We start from the raw sequence: 25,981 nt of genomic DNA, 5'->3' as shown, positions 1-25,981 counted from the left end.
CGCGGGGTTGATAGTCATTATGACGCTTGTGGAATCGAGTCAATCTGACTGCTTCTGAGTCAAATTGACCTAACTGCATCTGCTCGACATTCCGACGAAGAGCTGCATTGCACCTTGTATGAGCCAATCGCTCTCTATACTGTATATGCGAACAGTATCGAGTCCGTGCCATGCAAATCATCGACAAGCTCAGCATCCTCGCCGACGCCGCCAAGTACGACGCCTCCTGCGCCAGCAGCGGCGCGCCCAAGCGCAGCTCCGAGGGCAAAAGCGGGCTGGGATCGACCGATGGCATGGGCATTTGCCACAGCTACACGCCGGACGGCCGTTGCGTGTCACTGCTCAAGGTCCTGCTGACCAATTTCTGCCTCTACGACTGCCAATACTGCGTCAACCGCCGCTCCAGCGACGTGCCGCGTGCGCGTTTCACGCCCGAGGAAGTGGTGACGCTGACGCTGGATTTCTACCGGCGCAATTGCGTCAGCGGGTTGTTCCTCAGTTCGGGGATCATCCGTTCGGCGGACTACACCATGGAGCAACTGGTGCGTGTCGCGAAGCTGTTACGCGAAGAGCATGAATTCCGTGGCTACATTCACCTCAAGACCATTCCCGATGCGGATCCTGCGCTGATCGAAGAGGCCGGACGTTATGCCGATCGTTTGAGCGTCAACATCGAATTGCCCACCGATGCCAGCCTGCAAACCCTGGCGCCGGAGAAGCACATCGGTTCGATCAAGCAGGCGATGAACACCATCTACACCGGTGTGCAGACCGTACTCAATGAACCTCGCGCACCGAAGTTCGCCCCGGCCGGGCAGAGCACGCAGATGATCGTCGGTGCCGATGACACCGACGACAGCACCATCCTGCACAGCGCGCAGGCGCTCTACGGCAACTTCCGACTGCGCCGGGTCTATTACTCGGCCTTCAGTCCGATTCCCGACAGCCCGAAAAGCGTGCCGCTGGCCGCGCCACCGCTGATGCGCGAGCACCGCTTGTATCAGGCGGATTTTCTGTTGCGCGGTTATGGCTATACCGCTGGTGAGTTGCTCACGGGGCCGGGCAATCTGGCGCTGGACATCGACCCGAAACTGGCCTGGGCGCTGCAGAATCGTGAGGTGTTTCCGCTGGACCTCAATCGCGCTGAACCGGCGCTGATCTCACGTATCCCCGGCATCGGCCTGCGCACCACCGAACGTTTGGTGGAGCTGCGTCGGCAGCGGCGCATTCGCTACGAAGACGTGGCCCGCATGCGCTGTGTGCTGGCCAAGGCCAAGCCGTTCATCATCACCAGCGATTACCACCCACAGCAGGCCGAGGTCACCAGCCAGATGCTCTATCAGCAGTTGCGCGACCGGCCGATGCCCCAGCAGATGGGGCTATGGGGATGATCAACCTCGACTGCCACGACCTGTTCGACACGTGGCGCCAACAGGCGCGCTGGCTGCTTAGCCATGAAATCGATCCGAGTCTGGTGAGCTGGGCGTCGGAAGGGGTGAGTGATCTGTTTGCCAGTGACGTGTCGGTCCCCGAAGGGCAGGGGCCGTTTCAGGCGCGCATCCCACGTGCGTTGCTCGACACCCTGGAACAAGCGTCGCGATACCGTGGCGATCAACGCTGGAGCCTGCTGTATGAAGTGCTGTGGCGAGTCAGCCACGGTGATCGCACGGCAATGATGGCCGGCGACAAACTGGGCAGCGAGCTGCAGCGACGGATCAAGCAGGTGCAGCGTGAAGCCCATCATCTGCATGCGTTCGTGCGTTTCATCGAGCGCCCGCCAGAACTGCCGGGCCCGCAATACGTCGCGTGGCACGAACCGGCCCATGACATTCTGCACAGCGCCAGCGAACACTTCATCGGACGCATGGGGCGGCATCGTTGGCTGATCGCCACGCCCCGCGACGGGGTTTATTACGATGGCGAACAACTGATCCATCAACGCGAGTGCCCGGTGGAATGGCAGCAACTGGCGCAGAACATCGATGATCCCCACGGTGACTTATGGCTGACGTACTACAGCCACATCTTCAACCCGGCGCGGCTGAACGAGAAAGTCATGCAAGGGCATTTGCCGACGCGGTTCTGGAAGAACCTGCCGGAGGGGGAGTTGATTCCCGGATTGATCACCCAGGCACGAATGGGCAAGCAGCAGAACGGACAGGCGAGCGGGATTGCCGGTCGCGCGGGCAAGCGGATAGCCATGAAGGCCAGCGAGCGAGGCGAATAAAAAAGCCCCCACCGATCACTCGATGGGGGCTTTTGTGCATCTGGCCGTCAGATCAAACCTTGACGATCCAGCCGGCTGGCGCTTCGACGTCGCCGGTCTGCACGCCGGTCAGCTCTTTGTAGAGCTTCTGGGTCACAGGGCCGACTTCGGTTTCACTGTGGAACACGTGCAGGTGGTCGTTGTAGCTGATGCCGCCGATCGGGGTGATCACCGCCGCAGTACCGCAAGCACCGGCCTCCTTGAAGTCCGACAGCTTGTCGATGAACACGTCGCCTTCGACCACTTCCAGACCCAGACGGGACTTGGCCAGTTCGATCAGCGACAGACGGGTGATGCCCGGCAGTACCGATGGCGAGTTCGGGGTCACGAACTTGTTGTCGTGGGTGATCCCGAAGAAGTTGGCCGAACCGACTTCCTCGATCTTCTTGTGGGTCAGCGGATCCAGGTAGATGGCGTCAGCGAAGTGCGCTTTCTTGGCCTGGGAGCCCGGCATCAGGCTGGCGGCGTAGTTGCCACCGACCTTGGCTGCACCGGTGCCTTGTGGCGCGGCGCGGTCGAAGGTGGAAATCTGGAAGTTGTGCGGGGTCAGGCCGCCCTTGAAGTAGGCGCCGACCGGGATCGCGAACACCGAGAAGATGAACTCAGGTGCGGTACGCACGCCGATGTTGTCACCCACGCCGATCACGAACGGACGCAGGTACAGCGCGCCGCCGGTGCCGTAAGGCGGGATGAAGCGCTCGTTGGCGCGAACCACTTCCTTGCACGCTTCGATGAACTGCTCGGTGGACACATGCGGCATCAGCAGGCGGGCGCAGCTGCGCTGCATGCGCGCGGCGTTCTGGTCCGGACGGAACAGGTTGATCGAGCCGTCCTTGCAACGATAGGCCTTCAGGCCTTCGAAGCATTGCTGGCCATAGTGAAGGGCAGTGGAGCCTTCGCTGATGTGCAGCACGTTGTCTTCGGTCAGGGTGCCTTTGTCCCACTCGCCATTGCGAAAGTACGACAGATAGCGTTTGTCGGTCTTGATGTAGTCAAAACCCAGCTTGTCCCAGTTGATGCTTTCGTTACCCATGACACCCTCTATCACTGAACAACCGCCGAAGCGGTTCAAGGCTTCTGACGTTTTTTTGGATGGGCACAACAATACTTCATTCTTGAGCGGTTTCGCAGCCCGAAATCTCTGCCTTTGATCGTTCCCACGCTCTGCGTGGGAATGCAGTCCGGGACGCTCTGCGTCCCAACAGCCGAACGCGGAGCGTCCGTGGAGGCATTCCCACGCGGAGCGTGGGAACGATCTGCGACCGAGCGTTACAGGTGCAACGCGTGCCCAAGGGCACGCAACGCCGCTTCCTGCATCGCTTCACCCAGGGTCGGATGCGCATGGATGGTGCCGCCGATGTCTTCCAGTCGCGCACCCATTTCCAGGCTTTGCGCGAACGCAGTCGACAGCTCAGACACCCCGACACCCACCGCCTGCCAGCCGACAATCACATGATTGTCCCGACGAGCGACTACCCGCACGAAGCCGGTTTTCGATTCCAGCGTCATCGCCCGGCCATTGGCCGCGAACGGGAAGTTCGACACGATGCAGTCAAGTCCCGCCGCCTTGGCCTCGTCCGGGGTCTTGCCGACGACCACCAGTTCCGGGTCGGTGAAGCACACGGCAGCGATGGCGGTGGGGTTGAATTCGCGGGTCTTGCCGCTGATCAGCTCGGCAACCATTTCGCCCTGAGCCATGGCGCGGTGGGCCAGCATCGGTTCGCCGCTCAGGTCGCCGATGGCGTAGACGTTGCGCATGCTGGTCTGGCAGCGGCTGTCGATCTTGATTGCCGAGCCATTCATGTCCAGGTTCAGCGCTTCGAGGTTCCAGCCCTGGGTATTGGGTTTGCGACCAACGGCCACCAGCACCTGATCGGTTTCCAGATTCAGGGTGTCGCCGTTTGGATCGCGCACCTGCAACGTGCCGTCGAAGCCCAATACGCTGTGCTTCAGGTACAGCTTCACGCCCAGTTGCTTCAGCGCATCGTGCACCGGTTGGGTCAGTTCGGCGTCGTAGGCCGGCAGGATCCGATCCTGCGCCTCGACCACGCTGACCTCGGCACCGAGCTTGCGATAGGCTATGCCCAGCTCCAGACCGATGTAACCACCGCCGACCACGATCAGACGTTTCGGAACCGACTTCGGCGCCAGCGCTTCGGTGGACGAAATGATCGGCCCGCCAATCGGCAGGATCGGCAGATTCACGCTTTTCGAACCGGTGGCCAGCACCAGGTGTTCGCACTGGATGCGGGTGTCGCCGACTTCTACGGTCTTGCCGTCGATGACCTTGGCCCAGCCATTGATGACCTGAACCTTGTGCTTCTTCAGCAATGCGGCGACGCCGGTGGTCAGGCGATCAACGATGCCGTCCTTCCATTCGACGCTCTTGGTGATGTCGAGGGTCGGCGCCGAAACGCTGATGCCCAGTGCCGAATGCTGGTTGTGGTGTTGAGTCTGGTGAAACTGTTCGGCCACATGAATCAGCGCTTTCGACGGAATGCAGCCGATGTTCAGGCAGGTGCCGCCCAGCGATTCGCCCTCGACCAGAATGGTCGAAATGCCCAGTTGCCCGGCGCGAATGGCCGTCACGTAACCGCCGGGGCCGCCGCCGATGATCAGCAGCGTGGTGTTCAGAGATTGCATGCCATCACTCCACAAACAGGGTCGCGGGTTGTTCGAGCAGACCACGAATGGCCTGGATGAAGAGCGCCGCGTCCATGCCGTCGACCACACGGTGATCGAAGGAGCTGGAGAGGTTCATCATCTTGCGGATCACCACCTGGCCTTTGACGACCATCGGGCGTTCGACGATTTTGTTGACGCCGACGATCGCGACTTCCGGCAGGTTCAGCACCGGGGTGCTGACGATGCCGCCGAGGGCGCCGAGGCTGGTCAGGGTGATGGTCGAGCCGGACAGTTCATCGCGGCTGGCCTTGCCATTGCGGGCGGCGTTGGCGAGGCGGGAGATTTCCGCCGCGCTGTCCCACAGGCTGCGCGCTTCGGCGTGACGCACCACCGGCACCATCAGGCCGACATCGCTTTGGGTAGCGACGCCGATATGCACCGCGCCGAGGCGGGTGATGACCTGGGCTTCGTCGTCGTAACGGGCGTTCATTTGCGGGAAGTCGCGCAGGGCGACGACCAGTGCGCGCACGAGGAACGGCAGCAAGGTCAGCTTGCCACGACTCGCGCCGTATTTTTCGTTCAGGTGGGCACGCAATTCTTCAATCGCGGTGACGTCGATTTCTTCGACATAACTGAAGTGCGCGGCACGCTGAGTGGCGTCCTGCATGCGCTGGGCAATCTTGCGGCGCATGCCGATAACCTGAATCTGCTCTTCATCGTTGCGCTGGGCGTACGCGGCAGCGACCGGCGCCGAAGCGTTCGATTGACCCTGCGCCAGATAGGCCTCAAGGTCTTCGTGCAATACGCGACCGGCCGGGCCGGAACCGCGCACCAAACGCAATTGAATGCCCAGGTCCAGCGCATGTTTGCGCACGGCCGGCGAAGCCAACGGACGCTCATCGGCTTCGCGGGCAATCATCGGGCCTTGGCAAGCGGCGGCCGCCGGACGCGGTGCGGCAACAGCAGGTTTGTTTTCAACGACAGCTTCAACTTTGGGTGCGACTGGAGTTTCTTTCGCCGCAACAGGCGCCGGTTTGTCCGACTCCTTCAGATTGCCTGCACCTTCAACCTCGATGCTGATCAGAATACTGCCGACCGCCATCACTTCACCCGGCTGACCGCCGAGTGCAATCACCTTGCCGTGGACTGGCGACGGAATGTCGACCATCGCCTTGTCGGTCATCACATCCGCCAGCACCTGATCTTCAACGACCAGATCGCCAACCTTGACGTGCCACTGCGACAGTTCTACTTCTGCGATGCCTTCACCGATGTCCGGCATCTTGATAACGTGCGTGCCCATTCAGACCTCCATGACCCGTTTCAGCGCCGCGCCCACTCGGGACGGCCCAGGGAAATACGCCCACTCCTGCGCGTGCGGGTAGGGGGTGTCCCAGCCGGTGACGCGTTCGATCGGCGCTTCCAGGTGATGGAAGCAATGCTCTTGCACCAGCGATACCAGTTCGGCGCCGAAACCGCAGGTGCGGGTGGCTTCGTGAACCACGACGCAACGGCCGGTTTTCTTCACGGATTTGACGATGGTTTCAAGGTCCAGCGGCCACAGGCTGCGCAGGTCGATGACTTCAGCGTCAACGCCGCTTTCTTCAGCAGCAACTTGCGACACGTAAACGGTGGTGCCGTAGGTCAGGACGGTCACGTCCTTGCCCGGACGGGTGATGGCGGCCACGTCCAGCGGCACGGTGTAGTAACCGTCCGGCACCTGAGCTTGCGGGTGTTTCGACCACGGGGTTACCGGGCGGTCGTGGTGGCCGTCGAACGGGCCGTTGTACAGGCGTTTCGGCTCGAGGAAGATCACCGGATCATCGTTTTCGATGGAGGCGATCAGCAGGCCTTTGGCGTCATACGGGTTGGAAGGCATGACCGTGCGCAGACCGCAGACTTGAGTGAACATCGCCTCGATGCTCTGGCTGTGGGTCTGGCCGCCGTAGATGCCGCCGCCGCAAGGCATGCGCAGGGTCATCGGCGCGGTGAACTCGCCGGCCGAGCGATAACGCAGACGGGCGGCTTCGGAAATGATCTGGTCGGACGCCGGGTACACGTAGTCGGCGAACTGAATCTCGGCGACCGGACGCAAACCATAAGCGCCCATGCCAACGGCGACACCGACGATGCCGCTCTCGGAAATCGGCGCATCGAACACCCGCGAGGTGCCGTACTTGGTCTGCAGGCCTTCGGTGCAACGGAACACGCCGCCGAAGTAGCCGACGTCCTGGCCGAACACCACAACGTTGTCGTCACGCTCAAGCATCACATCCATGGCCGAGCGCAGGGCCTGGATCATGGTCATGGTGGTCGTGGTCATGGCGGTTTCCAACTGAATATTGTTGTTGTGATCGTTCATGTCAGATCCCCAACTGCTGACGCTGGCGCTTCAAGTGCTCCGGCATCTCTTTGTAGACGTCTTCGAACATGGTCGCGGCGCTCGGAATCTGGCCGCCGGCGAGGGTGCCGTACTGTTCGGCCTGTTTCTGTGCGGCGATCACCTCGGCTTCGAGCTCGGCGCTGACAGCGGCGTGCTCTTCTTCCGACCAGTGGCCGACCTTGATCAGGTGCTGTTTCAGGCGGGCAATCGGGTCGCCCAGCGGGAAGTGGCTCCAGTCGTCGGCGGGACGGTATTTGGAAGGATCGTCGGAGGTCGAGTGCGGGCCGGCGCGGTAGGTGACCCATTCGATCATGGTCGGGCCGAGGCCACGGCGGGCGCGTTCGGCAGCCCAGGCGGAGGCGGCGTAGACCGCGTAGAAGTCGTTGCCGTCAACCCGAAGCGAAGCGATGCCGCAACCGACGCCGCGTCCGGCGAAGGTAGTGGCTTCACCACCGGCGATAGCCTGGAAGGTCGAGATCGCCCACTGGTTGTTGACCACGTTGAGGATCACCGGCGCACGGTAAACGTGGGCGAAGGTGAGGGCGGTGTGGAAGTCCGATTCGGCGGTGGCACCGTCGCCGATCCAGGCCGAGGCGATTTTGGTGTCGCCCTTGATCGCCGAGGCCATGCCCCAGCCCACACCCTGAATGAACTGGGTGGCGAGGTTGCCGGAAATAGTGAAGAAACCCGCGTCCTTGACCGAGTACATGATCGGTAACTGACGGCCCTTGAGCGGATCGCGCTCGTTGGACAGCAGTTGGCAGATCAGGTCGACCAGTGGTACGTCGCGGGCCATCAGGATGCTTTGCTGGCGGTAGGTCGGGAAGCACATGTCGTCGATGTTCAAGGCCAGGGCCTGGGCGCTGCCGATGGCTTCTTCGCCGAGGCTCTGCATGTAGAACGACATTTTTTTCTGACGCTGGGCGACCACCATGCGGTTGTCGTAGATCCGGGTCTTGAGCATGGCACGCATGCCTTTGCGCAGGATCTCGACCGGCACGTTTTCGGCCCATGGGCCGAGCGCGTTGCCCTGGTCGTCAAGCACGCGGATCAGGCCACGGGCCAGGTCGGCGGTGTCGGCGGGTTCTACGTCGATGGAAGGTTTGCGCACCGTACCGGCATCGGTCAGATGCAGGTAGGAGAAGTCGGTTTTGCAGCCTGGGCGGCCCGAGGGTTCAGGGACGTGCAGACGCAGCGGTTCATACGCTTGGGTCATGGCTTCTACGCTCGATCTTGTGAATTTCTTGTAGTGAGCTGGCAGTCATTCTTCGATAAAAGAAATCTTGTCCTACAACAATCATAGGCCCGGGCAAGAAGAATATTTCTCTCTGTTTCGTTGCGCTGGAGATCATTTGCAGATAGAAATTCTGCATAAACATAAAAAACAGGTGGTTTTGTCTCATGCGCAAACTGGACCGTACCGACATCGGCATTCTCAACAGCCTTCAGGAGAACGCGCGCATCACCAACGCCGACCTGGCCCGCTCGGTCAATCTGTCGCCGACACCGTGCTTCAACCGGGTCAAGGCGATGGAGGAACTTGGGCTGATCCGCGAGCAGGTGACCCTGCTGGATGCCGACCTGCTGGGGCTGCACGTCAACGTGTTCATCCACGTCAGTCTCGAGAAGCAGGTAGAGGAAGCGCTGCAGCATTTCGAGGAGGCTATTTCCGACCGTCCTGAAGTCATGGAGTGCTACCTGATGGCCGGCGACCCGGATTATCTGATCCGGGTGCTGGTGCCGACCATTCAGGCGCTTGAACGCTTCATGATGGATTTTCTGACGAAGGTGCCTGGTGTGGCCAACATTCGGTCGAGCTTTGCGCTCAAGCAGGTGCGTTATAAAACGGCGTTGCCGTTGCCGGCGAATGGTTTGACGCTGGGGGTGTGAGCAATGATTGAATGGTGGCTCACAGTAAGCCCCTCGCCGACCGAAGGCTCAGGTTCGGAACAGCTTGATCAGTTTTATCACGATGCAGAAAATAGCGGCGGCCAGAAAAGGATTGATCCCTAACGTGGTTTCGGTAATCCCGCCAAGATCGGTATAAAAATTGAAATAATTTAAGCATCCATTTAGATCGAAGGTGATTCCGAAGGCACTCAGGTCTTCGGGTACCGCATTATTTTTGCAATCTTGAGTTCCGATGCCGCCGATGGATTTCAAGACAAGCCCTGCGATCAGCATCAACGCGACAGCGAGAAAATCTGCGATGAAACCAGGAACTCTCCCCATCCGTTCATGAATGGTTTTGGAAATCAGGATTTCAACACCCGCTAGCGCTAAAGTTCCCACAATCAAAAATGTAAAGGTCATCGTGCAACAGGCTCCATGCGTAAAGTTGAAAAGCGGCCGCCGATGATGTCATTTGGCTATTTTCGCTGCAAGAAAGAGAAAGCGTGGATGTCAGTTTACTTGCGCGAATCCAGTGGTCGGATTGCACTGTTCATTATGTTTTGTTGATCGGAATCTTAAGATAGGTCACACCATTCTCCTCAGCCGGCGGCATATTCCCGGCCCGCACATTGACCTGAATCGCCGGCAGCAACAGCGTCGGCATGCCCAACCCGGCATCGCGCTTGGTGCGCATCTCGACAAACGCGGCTTCATCGACGCCGTCATGCACATGGATATTGCTTTTACGTTGTTCGCCAACGGTGGTCTGGCACTGCGAGTCGCGACCTTGCGGCGGATAGTCGTGGCAGACGTAGAGCTTCACGCTGGCAGGGAAGGCCAGCAGCTTCTGAATCGAATTGAACAGTTGATGCGCATTGCCGCCGGGGAAGTCGCAGCGGGCGGTGCCGACGTCGGGCATGAACAGCGTGTCGCCGACCAGGATCTGTTCGCCGTCGATCAAATAGGCCATGTCCGCCGGGGTGTGACCGGGGACGTGCAGGGCAGTGGCCTTGAGATTACCGATCCGGAACGACTCGTTGGGTGCGAACAGGTGATCGAACTGCGAGCCGTCGACGCGAAATTCCGGTTCCAGGTTGAACAGCGCCTTGAACACGTGCTGCACTTTGCTGATCGACTCGCCAATCGCGATTTTCCCGCCCAGTTCCCGGCGCAGGTACGGCGCGGCGGACAAGTGATCGGCGTGCGCGTGGGTTTCCAGCAGCCACTGCACTTGCAGGTTATGGGTACGCACGAAGGCGATGATCTTGTCCGCCTGAGCCGTGCAGGTGCGGCCGGCGGCACCGTCGTAATCAAGCACCGGATCGACGATTGCGCACTGCCCGCCGTCGGCCTCGTAGACCACGTAGCTGTAGGTCGAAGAGGCGGGGTCGAGGAAAGCTTCAATCAGCGCGGGCATGAACGCGGTCCTGTGCAGGAAGGTGAAAAGTCAGGTTGCAACACTTTATGTAAACACATAATGTCCGCAGCTTAAGTGACGTTGAAGGCATCCTGCAAATGCAATCCAGTCTGACCGAATGTGAAGTCGCCCAACTGCGCGCCTCGGCCTCCAAGGCCTGTTCGCTGCTCAAGGCATTGGCCAACGAAGATCGATTGTTGATCCTGTGCCAGTTGACCCAGGGCGAGCGCAACGTCGGCGAGCTGGAGAAAATGACCGGCGTGCGTCAGCCGACCCTGTCCCAGCAACTGGGCATCCTGCGCGATGAAGGGCTGGTCGCGACCCGTCGTGAAGGCAAGTACATTTTTTACGGTCTCGCCAGTCACGAAGTGATCCAGGTGATGAAAACCCTTTCCGGACTCTACTGCGGAGCCGTGCTCAAAAGCTGGGCGCAATAGACCCGGCTATCCTTGCGTGCAGCCATAAGGAACAAACAATGAACGATCAACACTGGGGCCCATCCATCAGTGCGGACATCGTGGTCATCGGCGGCGGCACTGCCGGCATCGGTTTTGTCGCGAGTCTGCTCAAGCGCGATCCCGGCCTGAAAATCACGGTGATCGAGCCGAGCACCCTGCATTACTACCAGCCGGCGTGGACGCTGGTCGGCGGTGGTGCCTTTGATGCCAAAGACACTGCCCGACCGATGAACAAGGTTATTCCGCGTCAGGCCACCTGGATTCAGGCGACAGTGACCGACATCGACCCCGACCAGCGCCGTCTCACCCTCAACGATCAACGCACCGTCACCTATCAGAACCTGATCGTCTGCCCCGGCCTGCGCCTGGCGTGGGAGAAGATCGAAGGCTTGCAGGAAAGCCTCGGCCAGCACGGTGTCACCTCCAACTACAGCTATCAGCACGCGCAATACACCTGGGATCAGGTGCAGAAACTGCGCGGCGGCAAAGCCCTGTTCACCCAGCCGCCGATCCCGATCAAGTGCGCCGGCGCGCCGCAAAAGGCGCTGTATCTTTCCTGCGATCACTGGCTCAAGCGCAATGTGCTGAGCAAGGTCGAGGTCGAGTTCAATCTGGCCGGTGCCGCGCTGTTCGGTGTGCCGACCTTCGTGCCGCCGCTGATGAAGTACATCGAGAAATACAACGCGCGGCTGGCGTTCACTTCCAATCTGGTGAAGGTCGACGGCCCGGCGAAAACCGCTTGGTTCGACGTGAAGGATGCGGACGGCAATGTCACCCGACAGGCCAAGACTTTCGATCTGCTGCACGTCGTCCCGCCGCAGGTTTCACCGGATTTCATCGCACAAAGTCCGTTGGCCGACGCCGCTGGCTGGTGCGAGGTCAACCCGCACACGCTGCAACATCCGCGTTATCCCGAAGTGTTTGCTCTGGGCGATATTTGCGGAACCACCAATGCGAAGACCGCCGCAGCAGTGCGCAAACAGGTCGTGGTGGTAGCGGAAAACCTGCTGGCGTTGCGCAAGGAGCTGGCACTGCCGTTGAAGTATGACGGCTACGGTTCCTGCCCGCTGACGGTGGAGAAGGGCAAGGTGATCCTCGCCGAGTTCGGCTATGGCGGAAAACTGCTGCCGACCTTTCCCCTCGACCCGACCGTGCCGCGCCGCTCCGCGTGGTGGCTGAAGGCGACGCTGCTGCCGTGGTTCTACTGGAACGGCATGCTCAAGGGCCGCGAATGGCTGACAAGCCTGTCCAGGGTCGACTGAGAACACTCTATGTTGCTGGCAAATCTGTTTGGCGTGGTGATGGGATTGATCCTCGGTCTGACCGGGGCCGGGGGCGGGATTCTCGCCGTGCCGGCGCTGGTGCTCGGGCTGGGCTGGACGATGACGCAAGCGGCGCCGGTGGCGTTGTTTGCCGTTGGTAGTGCGGCGGCGGTCGGCGCGATTGATGGCTTGCGCCATGGTCTGGTGCGTTATCGCGCGGCGCTGTTGATCGCGGCGCTCGGCGCGGTGTTTTCGCCGGTGGGCATCTACTTCGCTCATCAGTTGCCGGAAAAGGTTTTGATGATCCTGTTCAGCCTGCTGATGGTGATGGTGGCGTGGCGCATGCTGCGCCGTGAACGCCAGCAAGAAGGACCGAGCGACCATGGCCACGCCAGCTGGGGCCAGAAGAACTGCATGCTCAATGAACAGACGGGTCGTTTCGACTGGACCGCCAAATGCACCGCGACCCTCGCGGCGCTGGGCGCGGTCACCGGTGTGGTGTCCGGTTTGCTGGGGGTGGGTGGCGGGTTTTTGATCGTGCCGGCGTTCAAGCAACTGACCGATGTGCAGATGCGCGGCATCGTCGCCACGTCCTTGATGGTCATCAGCCTGATTTCCGCGATCGGAGTGATTGGCGCGTTCCATGCCGGAGTGCGCATCGACCATCTGGGCGCGTCGTTCATTGTCGCCAGCATCGTCGGCATGATTATCGGCCGCAAACTCTGCGCGCGAGTGCCGGCGAGGACGTTGCAGGTGGGATTTGCCAGCGTATGTCTGGTGGTCGCCGCATACATGCTGCTGCGGGCGTGAGACAAGATCTGTGGCGAGGACCAGGCGCCCTCGCCACAGCGTTAGCGTTACAACACCAGATGCGGTAACCACAGCGACAGCGCCGGAACGTAGGTCACCAGCATCAGCACCAGGAACAGCACGGCATAGAACGGCAGCAGCGCCTTCACCGTGCTTTCGATACTGACCTTGCCCACCGCCGAGCCCACGAACAGCACGGCTCCTACTGGCGGCGTTATCAGGCCGATACCGAGGTTGACCAGCATGATCATGCCGAACTGCACCGGGTCGACACCGATACCGAGAATCACCGGCATCAGGATCGGCGTGAGGATCAGGATCAGCGGCGCCATGTCCATCACGGTGCCGAGCAACAGCAGCATGACGTTGATGCACATCAGGATCACGTAGCGGTTGTCGGACAGGGTCAGGAACAGCGTGGTGATCTTCGCCGGGATCTGCATCAGGGTCATGATGTAGCCGAAACTGGCGGCGAAGCCGATCAGGATCATTACGATGGAAATGGTGCGCACCGTGCGGTGCATCAGTTTCGGCAGTTCACTCCACTTGTAGTCGCGGTAGATGAACATGGTGACGAAAAACGCCCACAACACGGCGATGGCCGCCGACTCGGTGGCCGTGAAGATCCCCGAAAGAATGCCTCCGAGAATGATCACCATCGCCATCAGCCCCCACATCGCTTCACCGCAGATCTTCAGGGCTTCACGCAGCGGGATCACTTCGCCCTTGGGATAGTCGCGTTTACGCGCAAAAATCAGGCACAACACCATCAGGCACGCGCTCATCAGCAGGCCCGGCACGACGCCGGCCATGAATAGCGAGGCGATGGACACGGTGCCGCCGGCGGCCAGCGAGTAGAGCACCGAGTTGTGACTCGGTGGAGTCAGCAGAGCCTGCACCGAACCACTGACGGTCACCGCTGTAGAGAATTCCCGAGGGTAGCCCTTGCGCTCCATTTCCGGGATCAGCACCGAACCTACCGACGCGGTATCGGCCACCGACGAGCCGGAAATCGCGCCGAAAAAGGTCGAGGCCATGATGTTGACCAACGACAGCCCGCCCCGCACGAACCCCACCAGGACCCCGGCGAACGCCACCAGCCGTCGCGACATGCCGCCCTCGGCCATGATTGCGCCGGCGAGCACGAAGAACGGAATCGCCAGCAGCGAGAATTTGTTCACCCCGCCCGCGACCTGGATCATCAAGGCCTGAAACGGGATGTCGATCCACCATGCGCCGATCAGCGCCGACAGCCCGAGCGCGTAGGCAACCGGCATGCCGATCAGGATCAGTGCGATAAAACTGCCCAGCAGAATCAATGCGTCCATCAGGCAGCCCCTTCGTTTTCTTCAACCAGGTCGAACCGCACCACGCGGCGATTGCTTTGATCGCCGAGCAAGAGTTTTTCCAGCACGAAAATCAGCGTCAGCGCACCACCCACCGGGATCGGCATGTAGGTGATGCCGACCCGCAATGTCGGCAGGGCGCTCATGAACTGGTTCCACGTCGACAGGCACAGCTTGGTGCCCCAGATGGTCATGAACAGGCAGATGGTGCCCATGAGCACTTGCGAAACGATGCTCATGGTGCGGCGCATATTCGGTTGCAGGCGATCGGTGACCATCGCTACCGCCATGTGCGCGCCGGCGCGATAGCTGGCGGCGGCGCCGATGAAGGTGAAGACCATCATCAGCAGGATGGCGGTGGGTTCCGGCCAGCTTGAGCCGGTGCCGAGGACGTAACGGGCGAACACGCCCCAGGGAATGATCAGGGAAATGGTCAGCACCGACAGACCGGCGACCCAGATGCAGGCCATGTAGATCCGGTCATTGATGCGCAGCAGCAAATTCTTCATCGGGTTCCACCGTAACCGGGCAGGCGTGAGCGTCGAGCGACGCCAGCGCTGCCGGGCCTTGTATTAAGGACAGGGAGGTTACTGAACGGCTTCGATGCGCTTGATCAGGTCGACGTAGGGCGCGCCGTATTTTTCGCGGATCGAAGCGGTGGCCTCATAGAAGGGTTTCTTGTCGACGGTGATGAACTCGACGCCGGCGGCCTTGAGTTTCTCTTCACTGCTGGCCGACTTGGCATCCCACAAGGTGCGCTCCTGGGCCTGCGCAGCCTTGGCGGCTTTTTTCACCAGCGTCTGCTGATCGGGGCTGAGTTTTTCCCAGGTGATTTTCGACATCACGATGGGCTCGGGCAGGATCAGGTGCCCGGTCAAACTGTAGAACTTGGCGTTCTGGTAATGGTTGTGTTCGAGCAGGGTCGGCGGATTGTTTTCCGCGCCGTCGATGACGCCTGTCTGCAGGGCACTGAAGATTTCGCCGGTGTCCATGGCAATACCGTTGCCGCCCATGGCGTTGATGGTTTCGATGAACATCGGGTTGCCCTGCACGCGGATTTTCATGCCCTTGAGGTCTTCGAGGCTGCGCACCGGTTTCTTGGTGTAGATGTTGCGCGTGCCGCCATCCATCCACGCCAGCGCCACGAGGTTGAATTCGGAATTTGTGATCTTGTCGAGGATTTCGTCACCGATTTCACCGTCGATGATCTTGCGCATGTGCGCCTGATCACGGAACACGAACGGCATGTTGAATACGTTCACGTCCGGCACCACCGGCCCGACGATCCCGAGGCTGACGCGGGCCATCTGGATGGCGCCGACCTGGGCCTGTTCGACCACTTCCTTTTCCGAGCCGAGTACACCGCCGGGGAACATCTTGAAGGTCAGCTTGCCGTCACTTTCGGCAACCAGGGTTTTGCCCAACTGTTCTTCAGCGACCACGGTCGGATAACCGGCGGGGTGGATGTCGGCGAATTTGATTTCCAGCGCCTGGGCGGCGCTGCCGAGGGTGAGCGCGAGGGGGAGAGCGGCGGCGAGCAACGTGCGTTTGAAGTCCATGAAGGGGTTCTCCAGTCTTGTTATTTTTGTGTTCAAGGCACAGCAATGCAGCAAGGACGGGTTACAGCAGATCGTCGAACATTGGCTCCGGCAGGCCTTTGACGCCGGGGTTGAGGGCGAACACGCCGCCGGCCAGCGATTGCGGATCCTGGTCGTCGCCGGGGCGGATCGAGGTCACGAACAAGGTGTCCATCCGGCTGCCGCCGAAAGCGCACATGGTGGGTTTTTTCACCGGTACCGGCAGCGAGTGGTCTAGCCGACCGTCGGGGGTGAAGCGATGGATCAGGCCGACATCGTTGGCGCAGATCCAGTAACAGCCATCGGCGTCCACGGCGGCACCGTCGGGGCGGCCGTAAAAATGGTTCATGTCCACGAACACCCGTCGGTTGGAGGGTGTGCCTGTCTCGGTGTCGTAATCGAAAGCCCAGATCAGTTGGACGTTCGGGTGCGAGTCCGACAGGTACATGGTTTTGCCGTCCGGGCTGAAGCCCAGACCGTTGGGCACGATGAAGCCATCAAGCTGTGCCTCGATCACGCCTGTTTGCCCGGCACCGTAACGATAGAGCCGGCCCTCGGGCAGATTCAGGCCCATGTTCAGCACCATGCTGCCGGCCCAGAACCGACCCTGGCGGTCGCAGCGGCCGTCGTTCAGACGCATGTCCTGGCGATTGTGTTCCACGGTCGCGAGCAGGTCGCTGTCGAGGCTGCCATCGCCATTCGGTTGTAAATGAAAGAACCCGCTCTCCATCCCGGCAACCCAACCGCCCTTGCTGTGGCGGGCGATGCAGGCAAGCATTTCGGGAGTCTTCCAGGCATGGACGTGGCCAGTGTCGGCGGTCCAGCGTTGCAGACCACCGTTGGGGATATCGACCCAGTACAAGGCGTTTTCCTGTGGCACCCACACCGGACTTTCACCCACCGCGTTGCGGGCGTCGACGATCAATTCGGCTTGCATACTCATTCCCTTGGTGTGTTCTTTTGGCGACGGATCAAGCGCCGCGATCAATCGCCGAACGGGCCGGCCGCAACGAAGGCTCCGCCCTGATAGATACGCGCCGGGTCATCGCTGGCTGGCATCGGCTGCGCCTCGACCTTGTCGCGAAACACTTCGGACGTGTCTCTGGCCTCGAAACCGAGGTGGCTGGCGAAGCGGTTGTCCCACCACACGTCCTTGTTGGCGGACATGCCATAAACCACGGTGTGGCCGACGTTGGGGGTGTACAGCGAACGCTCGAGCAATTGGGTGAGATCGTCGAAGCTCAGCCAGGTGTGCATCATTCGGCGGTTCTGCGGTTCGGGAAACGACGAGCCGATGCGGATGCTGACGGTTTCGATGCCATATCGATCGAAGTAGAAACTGGCCATGTCTTCGCCATAGGACTTGGACAGACCGTAGTAGCCGTCGGGGCGTCGAGCGGAGCTGGCGTCGAGGTGTTCGTCCTGTTTGTAGAAGCCGATGACATGGTTGGAGCTGGCGAAGATCACTCGCTTCACACCGTGTCGGCGTGCCGCTTCATAGATATGGAATACGCCGCAGATGTTGGCGCCGAGGATTTCTTCGAAGGGGCGCTCCACCGAGACACCGCCAAAGTGCAGGATTGCATCCACGCCTTCGACCAGTTGATGCACCGCGGTTTTGTCGGCGAGGTCGCAGATGACGATTTCTTCGCGATCATCGATGGCCGGGGCGAGCGCGGCGATGTCCGACAGGCGCAGCACATTGGCGTAGGGGCGCAGACGTTCGCGCAAGACTTTGCCCAAGCCACCGGCGGCGCCGGTCAGCAGCAGGCGATTGAACGGAGTTGGGGTGGTGGGGGTGGACGTCATGGCAATCCCTTACACGTTGTTATTAGGTTTGTTGTAGGTTGTCGTATGACTGAGCTGAAGTATCGGTAGGGTTTCCGGAACTTGTCAACGCGACTTTCGGTGTAAGTGACGGAAGGCCGATTCGCCTTCCGTTCACCCGATGCCGGGGTTTACAACAACGAAATCGGGTAACTGATGAAGATCCGGTTTTCATCGAATTCATTGGTGCTGAAGTCCCGGCGAATCGTCGCGTTGCGCCATTTGACGTTGAGGTTCTTCAGCGGACCACTCTGCACGGTGTAGGCCAGTTCCGATTCACGACCCCATTCCTTGCCATCGGTGATTGTGCCGGTGTGCACGTTGTCACCGCTGATGTAGCGGTTCATCAACGTCAGACCGGGGACGCCGAGGACCACGAAGTTGTAGTCGTGGCGGATCTGCCAGGAGCGTTCCTGCGCATTGTCATAACTGGCGTTGTAGCTGTCGTTGGCAAGGGTGCCGCCGCTGGTGCCGTTGACGCGCATCCAGGCATCGTCGCCACTGAGTTTTTGCAGGCCGATGTAGAACGTGTTTCCGCCGTACCGGGCCGAGAGCATGGCGAAAGCGGTTTTGTTGTCGAGGTCGCCGGCCTGGGCGCTGCCATCTTCCTTGCCGGCGAAGAAACCGAGGTTGGCGCCCAGCGTCCAGTCGCCCAGTGGCTGGCTGTGGCTGATGTTGAAGTACTGCTGTTGGTAGATGTCGCTGAGTTCGGCGTACCACAGACCGACAAGCGTGCGTTTGTCGTTGAAGGTGTATTCGCCGCCGCCGAAGTTGAAACGGTCGGAGGTAAATGCGCCTCGGCCGTTCATCGACATGTCTTCCATGCTGGCATCGTTGCGCGGGCTGTTGCCACGGAACTGGCCACCGTAAAGGGTCAAACCATTGATTTCGGTAGAGGTGATCTGGCCGCCGCGAAACGTCTGGGGCAGGGAGCGGCCATCATCCGAGCGCAGGATCGGCAACACCGGCATCCACTCGCCGACCTTCAATTCGGTCTTCGACACCTTGGCCTTGAGCGCCACGCCCAGGCGCCCGAAATTGTCCGCCGGGCGCCCGTCATCGTGGATCGGCAACAGCTGAGTACCGCCCGTGCCTTTGCCGCCATCAAGTTTCTGCGAATACATGCCCAGCACGTCCAGGCCAAACCCGACAGTACCCTGGGTGAAACCGGATTTGGCGTCGAGGATGAAGTTCTGCGTCCACTCTTCAGCCTTGCCCTGCGGGTAATTCGGGTTGACGAAGTTGCGATTGAAGTAGGCGTTGCGCAGGTTCAGGGTGGCTTTGCTGTCTTCGATGAAGCCCTCGGCATCGGCGCTCATCGGCAAGGCGAGGGCGAGACTGCCGCAGCCGATCAGGCCCAGGGTGGAGCGCGGGCGGGAGGCAGAAAAACGGGACGTGCGGACGGAATTGCAGACGAGTGTGCTCACGGTAACGCTCCCTGTTTCATTTCTTGTTTTTATTAGTTGTTATACGTCGTCGTACAACATGGTTGCGGATAGTTGCGATGTTTTCCGCAAAAGTCAACAGGCAGTCTTGCGATCACATTTCGTGAGCTGGCAGCCCTTTCAGATGCTGTGAAGAGGGCTGCTTTCGGCGGTCTTACCGGTTATAGAGCGCCTCGGTGTTGTCGATCAGCGGGTTTTTCTCGGTCAGGACAATCTGGGCAATCTTGTCCTTGCGCATAAATGTCACCTTCGGATGAGATTGCGCATAACGGATAAAGCGCTCCATGGCCTCGACCATCGCCGGCGTGCCGCCAATACGGTCGTGCAGACTCACCGACATCATCCGCCGCTTGCTCGCGCCTTCGGCGTAGAGGCGATCGAATTCCAGCACCAGTTGCTGATAGAACTGCTCGGCGGAGAAATGCCGGCCCTCAATCAGCACGATGTCGTTGTTGCGCAGGGTGTACGGCACCACGGCGAATTTGCGCCCGCGAACCATGGTCACGAACGGCTCATCGCGGCTGACATCGTCGATGTGGTAGGTGAAATTCAGATCCTGCAGCACCTTCAACGTATTGGGACTGCGGCGCAGCCAGTTGGCGTTGTAGCCGACCGAGCGCTGGCCGGTGATTTTCTCCACCGCTGCGACGCCGTCGCCGATGAACTGCTTTTCCTGGGCGTAATTCATGTTGTACGAATCGGCCCAGCGCATGCCGTGGGCCGCCAGTTCATGACCGCGCTCGGCGATCGCCTTGGCCAGTTCCGGGGGCTTGAGCGCCGCTTCGCCGACCACGTGGGAGGTGACTTTGATGCCGGTGCGATCCCACAGATCGAGCATGCGCCACAGGCCTTCCTTGTAGCCGTAATCGAACCAGGTCTGCGCGGGCAGGTCCGGATAACCTTTTGCCAGCGGTGTGCCGGAAAACGGGCTTTCTGCGCCTTCGGGTTGGCCGCCGGTTTCGAATTGCATCGACACCGAAATCACCAGTTGCGAGCCATCCGGCCACGGGCGTTCCTGGGCAAAGGCGAGGGCGGGCAGCAACAGCGCGGCGGCCAGCAGGTTTTTCAGCAGACGCGGGGAGCGTTGCCAGCGGAGAGTGGTCATAACGGGCACCTTGCAGGTTGAGAAGTGCCGCAAGGTTGGCATTCGCCAGGCCCGGGAAAAATCCGCTGCGGGCGAGATGACTTTTAAACAAAATTTACGAATCCACCCCAAACCCCTGTGAGCAGGCAGCCACAGGGATATGGGTTTGGCTGCCGTTTTGCGGCACACTCAAGCCATCACCGTACAAGGCCGATCAATGAACCAATACGCCCCGCGCAACTGGCAGCCGCACGAGAAGCCCAGTCTGCCCGGTTCCCCCTCGACGCCGCTGCACTCCAACCCCAAGCGCCTGGCCTATGCGCTGGTCGGGTTGCTGGTGGCGTTGACCGGTGGCTTGGGCAATTCGTTGGTGGTTGCCAACCTGCCTTACCTGCAAGGCGCGCTCGGGGCGACCACGGCGGAGATGGCCTGGCTGCCGGCAGCGTACGTGATGACCAACGTATCGATGAACCTGCTGCTGGTGAAGTTTCGCCAGCAGTTCGGCTTGCGGGCGTTCACCGAGGTGTTTCTGGTGCTGTATGCGCTGGTGACCTTTGGCCATCTGTTCGTCAATGACCTGAATTCGGCGATCGCCGTGCGTGCGGCCCACGGAATGGTCGGCGCGGCATTGAGTTCGCTGGGCCTGTATTACATGGTGCAGGCGTTCCCGGCCAAATGGCGGATGAAGGCGCTGGTGCTGGGCCTCGGCACCTCGCAGTTGGCCTTGCCGCTGGCGCGGCTGTTTTCCGAAGACCTGTTGCAGATCGCCGAATGGCGCGGCCTGTACCTGTTCGAGTTGGGCATGGCACTGCTGTCGCTGGGCTGCGTCTTGATGCTCAAACTGCCGCCGGGTGACCGGTTCAAGACCTTCGAACCTCTCGACTTTCTCACCTTTGCGATCCTTGCCAGTGGCGTGGCCTTGCTGTGCGCCGTGTTGTCCCTGGGCCGGATCGACTGGTGGCTGGAAGCAGACTGGATCGGCATCGCCCTGGCCGCGTCGATTGCCCTGATTCTCGCAGGGCTGGCCATCGAACATAACCGCAGCAACCCGATGCTGATGACCCGCTGGCTCGGTAGCGGGGTGATGATCCGTCTGGCGCTGGCGGTGATCCTGATTCGCATGGTGACCTCGGAGCAATCCACCGGCGCCGTCGGCTTCATGCAAAACCTGAACATGAGCAGCCAGCAGCTTCATAGCTTGTACGTGGTGATGCTGATCGGCAGCGTCGCCGGGCTGCTGACCAGTGCGCTGACCATCGACCCGAAACACCTGCTGATGCCGCTGATCATCTCGCTGGCGTTGATGGCCACCGGCTCGATCATGGACAGCTCATCGAACAACCTGACCCGCCCCGGCAACCTGTATTTCAGCCAGTTTCTGCTGGCGTTCGGCAGTACCTTCTTCCTCGGCCCGACCATGGTGCTGGGCACGCGCAACGTGCTGACCAACCCGCGCAACCTCGTGAGCTTTTCGGTGTTGTTCGGGATCTGCAACAACCTCGGCGGCCTGATCGGTGCGGCGTTGCTGGGGACGTTCCAGATCGTGCGCGAGAAGTTTCATTCCAGCCACATCGTTGAGCAACTGGTGATGTCTGATCCACGCGTCGCCGCCCGGGTGCAGAGCGGCGGATCGGCGGTCGGCTCCGTGATTGCCGACCCGAGTCTGCGCAACCTGCAAGGCATTCGCAGCCTGGCGAACGCCGCGACCCGCGAGGCCAACGTACTGGCCTATAACGATGTGTTCATGCTGATCGCGGTGATCGCGATCCTGACCATGATCTGGATTTCCATCCGTGCGCTGTGGCTGATCAGCACCACCCGAGCCGTCGCCCCGACACCTTCCGTACCTTCCAGCGGTGCCACTTCTTCATGACCGAACCGACTACCACGACCACCAATGCCATCGCCGCCACCCCTGAAGGCGTGGCGCCGCCGTCATCACCGAACACCGAGCCGCGCTCGTTGCGGGTGCGGATCATCTCGTCGCTGGGCTTTGCCGCGATTGCCATCGTCGGTGTGCTGATCGTGTTGTACGCCTGGCAGTTGCCGCCGTTCAGCAGCGCGGTCGAGACCACAGAAAACGCCCTGGTGCGCGGGCAGGTGACGATCATCGGCCCGCAGCTTAGTGGCTATGTGTTTGAAGTGCCGGTGCAGGATTTCCAGTTCGTGAAGGAAGGGGATTTGCTGGTGCGTCTCGATGACCGCATCTATCAGCAACGTCTCGACCAGTCGCTGGCACAACTGGCGGTGCAGAAGGCCTCGCTGGCCAACGTGGTGCAGCAGCGCAACAGCGCCGAGGCGACGATCAAGCTGCGGCAGGCGGTAGTGGCCGACAGCGAAGCGCAGCTGCGCAAAAGCGAGGCGGATCTACGACGCAACAAAGCGCTGGTCAATGACGGCTCCGTGTCCAAGCGAGAGATGGACGTGGCGCTGGCCGCCAACGCGCAAAGCATCGCGGCGGTGGCGCAGGCGAAGGCCAATCTTGAAATCGCCCGGCAGGATCTGCAAACGGTGATCGTCAATCGCGGCTCGCTGGAAGCGGCGGTGGCCAGCGCCGATGCGGCGGTGCAACTGGCGCGGATCGACTTGTCCAACACCCGGATCATCGCTCCGCGTGACGGTCAGCTCGGGCAGATCGGCGTGCGTCTCGGCGCTTACGTCAACTCCGGAGCGCAGTTGATGGCGCTGGTGCCGAACCAGAAATGGGTGATCGCCAACCTCAAGGAAACCCAGATGGACAATGTGCGCGTCGGGCAACCGGCGAGCTTCACCGTCGATGGCTTGAACCACCGCAAATTCACCGGCCACGTGCAGCACATCTCGCCGGGCACCGGTTCCGAATTCGCGTTGTTGCAGGCCGACAACGCCACCGGCAACTTCGTGAAAATCGCCCAGCGGGTGCCGGTGCGCATCACCATCGATCCGGATCAGCAGGAGAGCGAGCGCTTGCGGCCGGGGATGTCGGTGGTGGTCAGCATTGATACGGCGGCAGGTGACACCCAGAAACACTGACCTCAGGCGGCGATCATCGGCGGCAAGGTGCCGAGCACCGAAACCGCCGCCACGGCGCCGATCCCCAGCAGCCATTCGAGCATGACGCTGCGCTTGAGGCTGTCGATCCGCTGTTCGCAATCGTTGATCCGCAGGCGATTGAACAGCGCCAGTGCAAGCATGCCGAACACCAGCAGCGCCTTGATCAACAGGATCAGGGCGAACCCCGAGAACAGCGGCGTCGGCCACCATTGGCCGGTGAGCACGCGCACGTTGATCAGCCCGGTGATCAGCAGGCCGGCGACCAGCCCGTAGCCGAGACCGCTGAACCGCTGCAGCACTTCACGCACCTTTTCGCCGGACTGGCGCAGGATCAAAACCAGCATCAGCAGCCCACCAAGCCACGCTCCGACGCAAGTCAGGTGAATCACCTGATTGAGGATCAGCATTTGCCCGCTGAAGCCATCGAGCATCGCCCCGTGTCCCACCGGTGCCAGCGTCATCAGCAGCAGTGCACTCAGGCCCAGCCGCAATGACCGGTTCGAACGCCACGGCGTAAACAGCAACGCCAGCAACAGGGCATTGATCAGCAGATGCCAGCGCCAGACCTGACCGAAAAATGTATGTCCGAGGACCAGCTCGACGGTGGCCGGATCAAACGCGGCAGCCGCCGAACCGGCCATGCTTGCGGTAATCAACAACGCCCAGGTGACGCCGCTGGCCAGGGCAATCGCCGCCAGCCAGCGAGCCAGTCGCGCGAGGTGCCGATCCAGCGCCGGCGCTTCACCCTTGAGCAGCAGCGGCCTGAACAGCCAGGCCCCGAACAGCATCAACACCACGATGAAATGCAGGAACCGGCACAGCACCAGCGCTTCACTCATGAATTACTGGCCAACCTTGAACTGATAGGCGCCTTCACTTTTGTGCGTATCGACCGACACCGCATGCCATTCAACCTTGTACTCGCCAGCGGCCAGCGGTGCTTCGGGGGTGACGATCAGGGTTTTCTTGTCACCTTCGGTGGTCAGCGGTTTGACCGCCACCGGCTTGCCGTCATGGGTCACGGTGACTTTGGTGAAGCTGGCTTCGACGCCTTCGGAAAACACCAGGCGCAAATCCGCCGGCGCGGCAACGGTGCTGTCGGCAGCCGGGGTCTGACTTTTCAGATGGGCGTGGGCGAACGCCTGGGAAGTGACGACCAGCGAAGCCAGCAGCGCGCCAGCGGTGAACAGTTTTTTCATCGACATGGAAAGATTCCTTTCAGTGAAATGGCGGGCTGAGTATAGAACGTGGATCACAGGGCTTTCAGGCGCATGTGAATGACCGGGAAGGGCCGGCCTTCGCCGTCGAGCGCCGAGCGGCCGATGTCTTCGAATCCGTAGTGCCGGTAGAAACCGTGGGCCTGCGGATTCTGTTCGTTGACGTCGACCTTCAGCAGTGGGCGGCGGACGTGGTCGAGCAAGCGTCGGCCGATGCCCTGGCCACGAAACGCCGGGTCGATGAACAGCATCTGCACGGTGTCATCGTCGGTAGCGATGAAGCCTGCCGGGGAGTGATCGGGGTTCTCGAAAACCTGCACGTCCAGGGCGGGCAGGTAGGTGTCACGCACCAGCGGGAACAGCCGATGGATGTCGTCTTCCGGGAGGAAATCGTGAGTGGCGCGGACCGAGCGCTCCCACAGTGCGGCGAGCTGCGGATCATCCGCAGCGATGCGCTTTCGAATGGTCATGGACAGGATCCTTCAGTGTCTGACGGGGAGAAGGAGGGCGATCCTAAACCAGAAAAAAGCCCAAGTGTGTGAAGAATCGTTCTCGGCTGTCGCCCCTTGCCCAGAGCGGATGCTAGTCTTCAACAACGTTGTCTTCAGGGAGCCCTCATGGGCAATCACAAGATCGAAATCCGCCGCACCAACGTCGACAAGATCCTGCTGGCGGCGGAAAAAGTCTTCGCCGAAAAAGGTTTCGGCGGCACCGCCATGGCGGACATTGCCGCTGAAGTGCAGCTGCCGCGATCCAACCTGCATTACTACTTTTCGACCAAGAGCGAGCTGTACAGCGCGGTGCTGTTCGACCTGCTGGAAGTGTGGAAGCAGGACGCGCTGTGCTTCGAGATGTTCGACGATCCGCGCGTGGTGCTCAGCAGCTACATCCGCGCCAAGATGAACCACTCGCGCAGCCGGCCTTACGGGTCGAAAGTCTGGGCCAACGAAATCATCCACGGCGCCCCGACCCTCGGCGAGGCGCTGGATGTGAGCCTGTACGACTGGGCGAAGATGAAAGAGGCGAAGATCCGGCAGTGGGTGGAGGACAAGCGGATTCTGCCGGTGGAGCCTTCGAGCCTGCTGTACATGATCTGGGCGTCGACGCAGCACTATGCGGACTTTGATCATCAGGTGAATATTTTGAATGAGCACCAGCCGCTGTCTGACATGCAGTTCGAGCGGGCGGTGCAGACGGTGACGAGTGTGATTTTGCGGGGGATAGGGTTGGAGCCGTAACTGATCGTTCCCACGCTCTGCGTGGGAACGCCTCAAGGGACGCTCCGCGTTCCAGTGGGACGCAGAGCGTCCCGGGCTGCATTCCCACGCGGACGGTTCG

The 25,981-nt window shown here is 60.8% G+C and carries 26 protein-coding genes; 9 read left to right on the top strand and 17 right to left on the bottom strand.

Going from position 1 to position 25,981, the window contains the following annotated elements; all coding sequences use genetic code 11:
• The first annotated feature begins 170 nt into the window (after positions 1–170).
• Both AC0R79_RS19170 and AC0R79_RS19165 read left to right on the top strand, forming a co-directional pair.
• Entirely contained in the window at positions 171–1,391 is a 1,221-nt protein-coding gene (locus tag AC0R79_RS19170) for a putative DNA modification/repair radical SAM protein (RefSeq protein ID WP_085602681.1), read from the top strand.
• Entirely contained in the window at positions 1,388–2,227 is an 840-nt protein-coding gene (locus AC0R79_RS19165) for a TIGR03915 family putative DNA repair protein (RefSeq protein ID WP_474731274.1), read from the top strand. The genes AC0R79_RS19170 and AC0R79_RS19165 overlap by 4 nt, the downstream gene beginning before the upstream one ends.
• Before the next feature lie 52 nt (positions 2,228–2,279).
• Here the strand turns inward: AC0R79_RS19165 and AC0R79_RS19160 are convergent, their stop codons facing one another.
• From AC0R79_RS19160 to AC0R79_RS19140, 5 genes are all read right to left on the bottom strand, one after another.
• Entirely contained in the window at positions 2,280–3,299 is a 1,020-nt protein-coding gene (locus AC0R79_RS19160) for a branched-chain amino acid aminotransferase (RefSeq protein ID WP_011334831.1), read from the bottom strand.
• A gap of 236 nt (positions 3,300–3,535) precedes the next feature.
• The gene (gene lpdA, locus AC0R79_RS19155; protein WP_474731271.1) at positions 3,536–4,909 is read right to left on the bottom strand and encodes a dihydrolipoyl dehydrogenase; all 1,374 of its coding nucleotides are present in this window, start codon (positions 4,907–4,909) and stop codon (positions 3,536–3,538) included.
• Between the two features lie 4 nt (positions 4,910–4,913).
• Positions 4,914–6,194, bottom strand: coding sequence for a dihydrolipoamide acetyltransferase family protein (locus AC0R79_RS19150; protein ID WP_474731269.1), 1,281 nt, complete (start codon positions 6,192–6,194; stop codon positions 4,914–4,916).
• Entirely contained in the window at positions 6,195–7,253 is a 1,059-nt protein-coding gene (locus tag AC0R79_RS19145; protein ID WP_003224000.1) for an alpha-ketoacid dehydrogenase subunit beta, read from the bottom strand.
• Position 7,254: 1 nt separating this feature from the next.
• The gene (locus AC0R79_RS19140; protein ID WP_007965287.1) at positions 7,255–8,490 is read right to left on the bottom strand and encodes a 3-methyl-2-oxobutanoate dehydrogenase (2-methylpropanoyl-transferring) subunit alpha; all 1,236 of its coding nucleotides are present in this window, start codon (positions 8,488–8,490) and stop codon (positions 7,255–7,257) included.
• Between the two features lie 185 nt (positions 8,491–8,675).
• On the opposite strand from AC0R79_RS19140, the gene bkdR reads away from it, so the two are divergent.
• Positions 8,676–9,164, top strand: a complete 489-nt coding sequence (gene bkdR / locus AC0R79_RS19135; protein WP_085698143.1) for a Bkd operon transcriptional regulator BkdR — start codon at positions 8,676–8,678, stop codon at positions 9,162–9,164.
• Positions 9,165–9,212: 48 nt separating this feature from the next.
• Here bkdR and AC0R79_RS19130 read toward each other — a convergent pair whose 3' ends face one another.
• Both AC0R79_RS19130 and AC0R79_RS19125 read right to left on the bottom strand, forming a co-directional pair.
• Positions 9,213–9,587: a hypothetical protein gene (locus tag AC0R79_RS19130; protein ID WP_474731265.1), complete on the bottom strand. Its 375-nt coding sequence runs from the start codon at positions 9,585–9,587 to the stop codon at positions 9,213–9,215.
• Between the two features lie 133 nt (positions 9,588–9,720).
• On the bottom strand, positions 9,721–10,584 hold the full coding sequence (locus tag AC0R79_RS19125) for an MBL fold metallo-hydrolase (protein ID WP_474731263.1): 864 nt from the start codon (positions 10,582–10,584) through the stop codon (positions 9,721–9,723).
• A 98-nt stretch (positions 10,585–10,682) separates the two neighbouring features.
• Between AC0R79_RS19125 and AC0R79_RS19120 the strand changes: the two genes are divergently transcribed.
• From AC0R79_RS19120 to AC0R79_RS19110, 3 genes are read left to right on the top strand one after another with little or no spacing between them, the layout of a single operon-like run.
• A complete protein-coding gene (locus AC0R79_RS19120; RefSeq protein ID WP_007952897.1) occupies positions 10,683–11,021 on the top strand; it encodes an ArsR/SmtB family transcription factor in 339 nt (112 codons plus the stop codon).
• A gap of 38 nt (positions 11,022–11,059) precedes the next feature.
• Positions 11,060–12,304 carry an NAD(P)/FAD-dependent oxidoreductase gene (locus tag AC0R79_RS19115; protein ID WP_474731261.1) on the top strand — a complete coding sequence of 415 codons (1,245 nt, stop codon included), beginning with the start codon at positions 11,060–11,062 and terminating at the stop codon, positions 12,302–12,304.
• A gap of 9 nt (positions 12,305–12,313) precedes the next feature.
• Positions 12,314–13,114: a sulfite exporter TauE/SafE family protein gene (locus tag AC0R79_RS19110; RefSeq protein WP_474731259.1), complete on the top strand. Its 801-nt coding sequence runs from the start codon at positions 12,314–12,316 to the stop codon at positions 13,112–13,114.
• Between the two features lie 47 nt (positions 13,115–13,161).
• Here AC0R79_RS19110 and AC0R79_RS19105 read toward each other — a convergent pair whose 3' ends face one another.
• From AC0R79_RS19105 to AC0R79_RS19075, 7 genes are all read right to left on the bottom strand, one after another.
• Positions 13,162–14,442, bottom strand: coding sequence for a TRAP transporter large permease (locus AC0R79_RS19105; protein ID WP_085602701.1), 1,281 nt, complete (start codon positions 14,440–14,442; stop codon positions 13,162–13,164).
• Positions 14,442–14,969 (bottom strand): TRAP transporter small permease, encoded by a 528-nt coding sequence (locus AC0R79_RS19100; RefSeq protein ID WP_127798573.1) that lies wholly within the window; start codon positions 14,967–14,969, stop codon positions 14,442–14,444. Before AC0R79_RS19100 ends, AC0R79_RS19105 begins: the two co-directional genes overlap by 1 nt.
• A gap of 78 nt (positions 14,970–15,047) precedes the next feature.
• Positions 15,048–16,019 (bottom strand): TRAP transporter substrate-binding protein, encoded by a 972-nt coding sequence (locus AC0R79_RS19095; RefSeq protein ID WP_085602705.1) that lies wholly within the window; start codon positions 16,017–16,019, stop codon positions 15,048–15,050.
• A 61-nt stretch (positions 16,020–16,080) separates the two neighbouring features.
• Complete coding sequence (locus tag AC0R79_RS19090; protein ID WP_474731256.1) at positions 16,081–16,974, bottom strand: SMP-30/gluconolactonase/LRE family protein; 894 nt, start codon at positions 16,972–16,974, stop codon at positions 16,081–16,083.
• 47 nt (positions 16,975–17,021) lie between these two features.
• Positions 17,022–17,846, bottom strand: coding sequence for an NAD-dependent epimerase/dehydratase family protein (locus AC0R79_RS19085; RefSeq protein ID WP_127798569.1), 825 nt, complete (start codon positions 17,844–17,846; stop codon positions 17,022–17,024).
• A 149-nt stretch (positions 17,847–17,995) separates the two neighbouring features.
• Complete coding sequence (locus AC0R79_RS19080; protein WP_474731253.1) at positions 17,996–19,291, bottom strand: OprD family porin; 1,296 nt, start codon at positions 19,289–19,291, stop codon at positions 17,996–17,998.
• Between the two features lie 172 nt (positions 19,292–19,463).
• Positions 19,464–20,414 (bottom strand): polysaccharide deacetylase family protein, encoded by a 951-nt coding sequence (locus AC0R79_RS19075; protein ID WP_474731251.1) that lies wholly within the window; start codon positions 20,412–20,414, stop codon positions 19,464–19,466.
• Positions 20,415–20,610: 196 nt separating this feature from the next.
• On the opposite strand from AC0R79_RS19075, the gene AC0R79_RS19070 reads away from it, so the two are divergent.
• Both AC0R79_RS19070 and AC0R79_RS19065 read left to right on the top strand, forming a co-directional pair.
• Positions 20,611–22,266, top strand: coding sequence for an MFS transporter (locus AC0R79_RS19070; RefSeq protein ID WP_474731249.1), 1,656 nt, complete (start codon positions 20,611–20,613; stop codon positions 22,264–22,266).
• Positions 22,263–23,405: an HlyD family secretion protein gene (locus AC0R79_RS19065; RefSeq protein ID WP_007952890.1), complete on the top strand. Its 1,143-nt coding sequence runs from the start codon at positions 22,263–22,265 to the stop codon at positions 23,403–23,405. Before AC0R79_RS19070 ends, AC0R79_RS19065 begins: the two co-directional genes overlap by 4 nt.
• A 2-nt stretch (positions 23,406–23,407) precedes the next feature.
• Here AC0R79_RS19065 and copD read toward each other — a convergent pair whose 3' ends face one another.
• From copD to AC0R79_RS19050, 3 genes are read right to left on the bottom strand one after another with little or no spacing between them, the layout of a single operon-like run.
• Positions 23,408–24,265 carry a copper homeostasis membrane protein CopD gene (gene copD, locus AC0R79_RS19060; protein WP_474731247.1) on the bottom strand — a complete coding sequence of 286 codons (858 nt, stop codon included), beginning with the start codon at positions 24,263–24,265 and terminating at the stop codon, positions 23,408–23,410.
• A 3-nt stretch (positions 24,266–24,268) separates the two neighbouring features.
• The gene (gene copC, locus AC0R79_RS19055) at positions 24,269–24,631 is read right to left on the bottom strand and encodes a copper homeostasis periplasmic binding protein CopC (RefSeq protein WP_375747388.1); all 363 of its coding nucleotides are present in this window, start codon (positions 24,629–24,631) and stop codon (positions 24,269–24,271) included.
• Between the two features lie 47 nt (positions 24,632–24,678).
• Entirely contained in the window at positions 24,679–25,113 is a 435-nt protein-coding gene (locus AC0R79_RS19050; RefSeq protein ID WP_085602722.1) for a GNAT family N-acetyltransferase, read from the bottom strand.
• 147 nt (positions 25,114–25,260) lie between these two features.
• On the opposite strand from AC0R79_RS19050, the gene AC0R79_RS19045 reads away from it, so the two are divergent.
• A complete protein-coding gene (locus tag AC0R79_RS19045) occupies positions 25,261–25,881 on the top strand; it encodes a TetR/AcrR family transcriptional regulator (protein ID WP_007952885.1) in 621 nt (206 codons plus the stop codon).
• Positions 25,882–25,981 lie beyond the last annotated feature (100 nt).

The organism is Pseudomonas sp. HD57-3, assembly GCF_056113135.1.
This window is presented reverse-complemented; position numbering and strand designations above follow the sequence as displayed.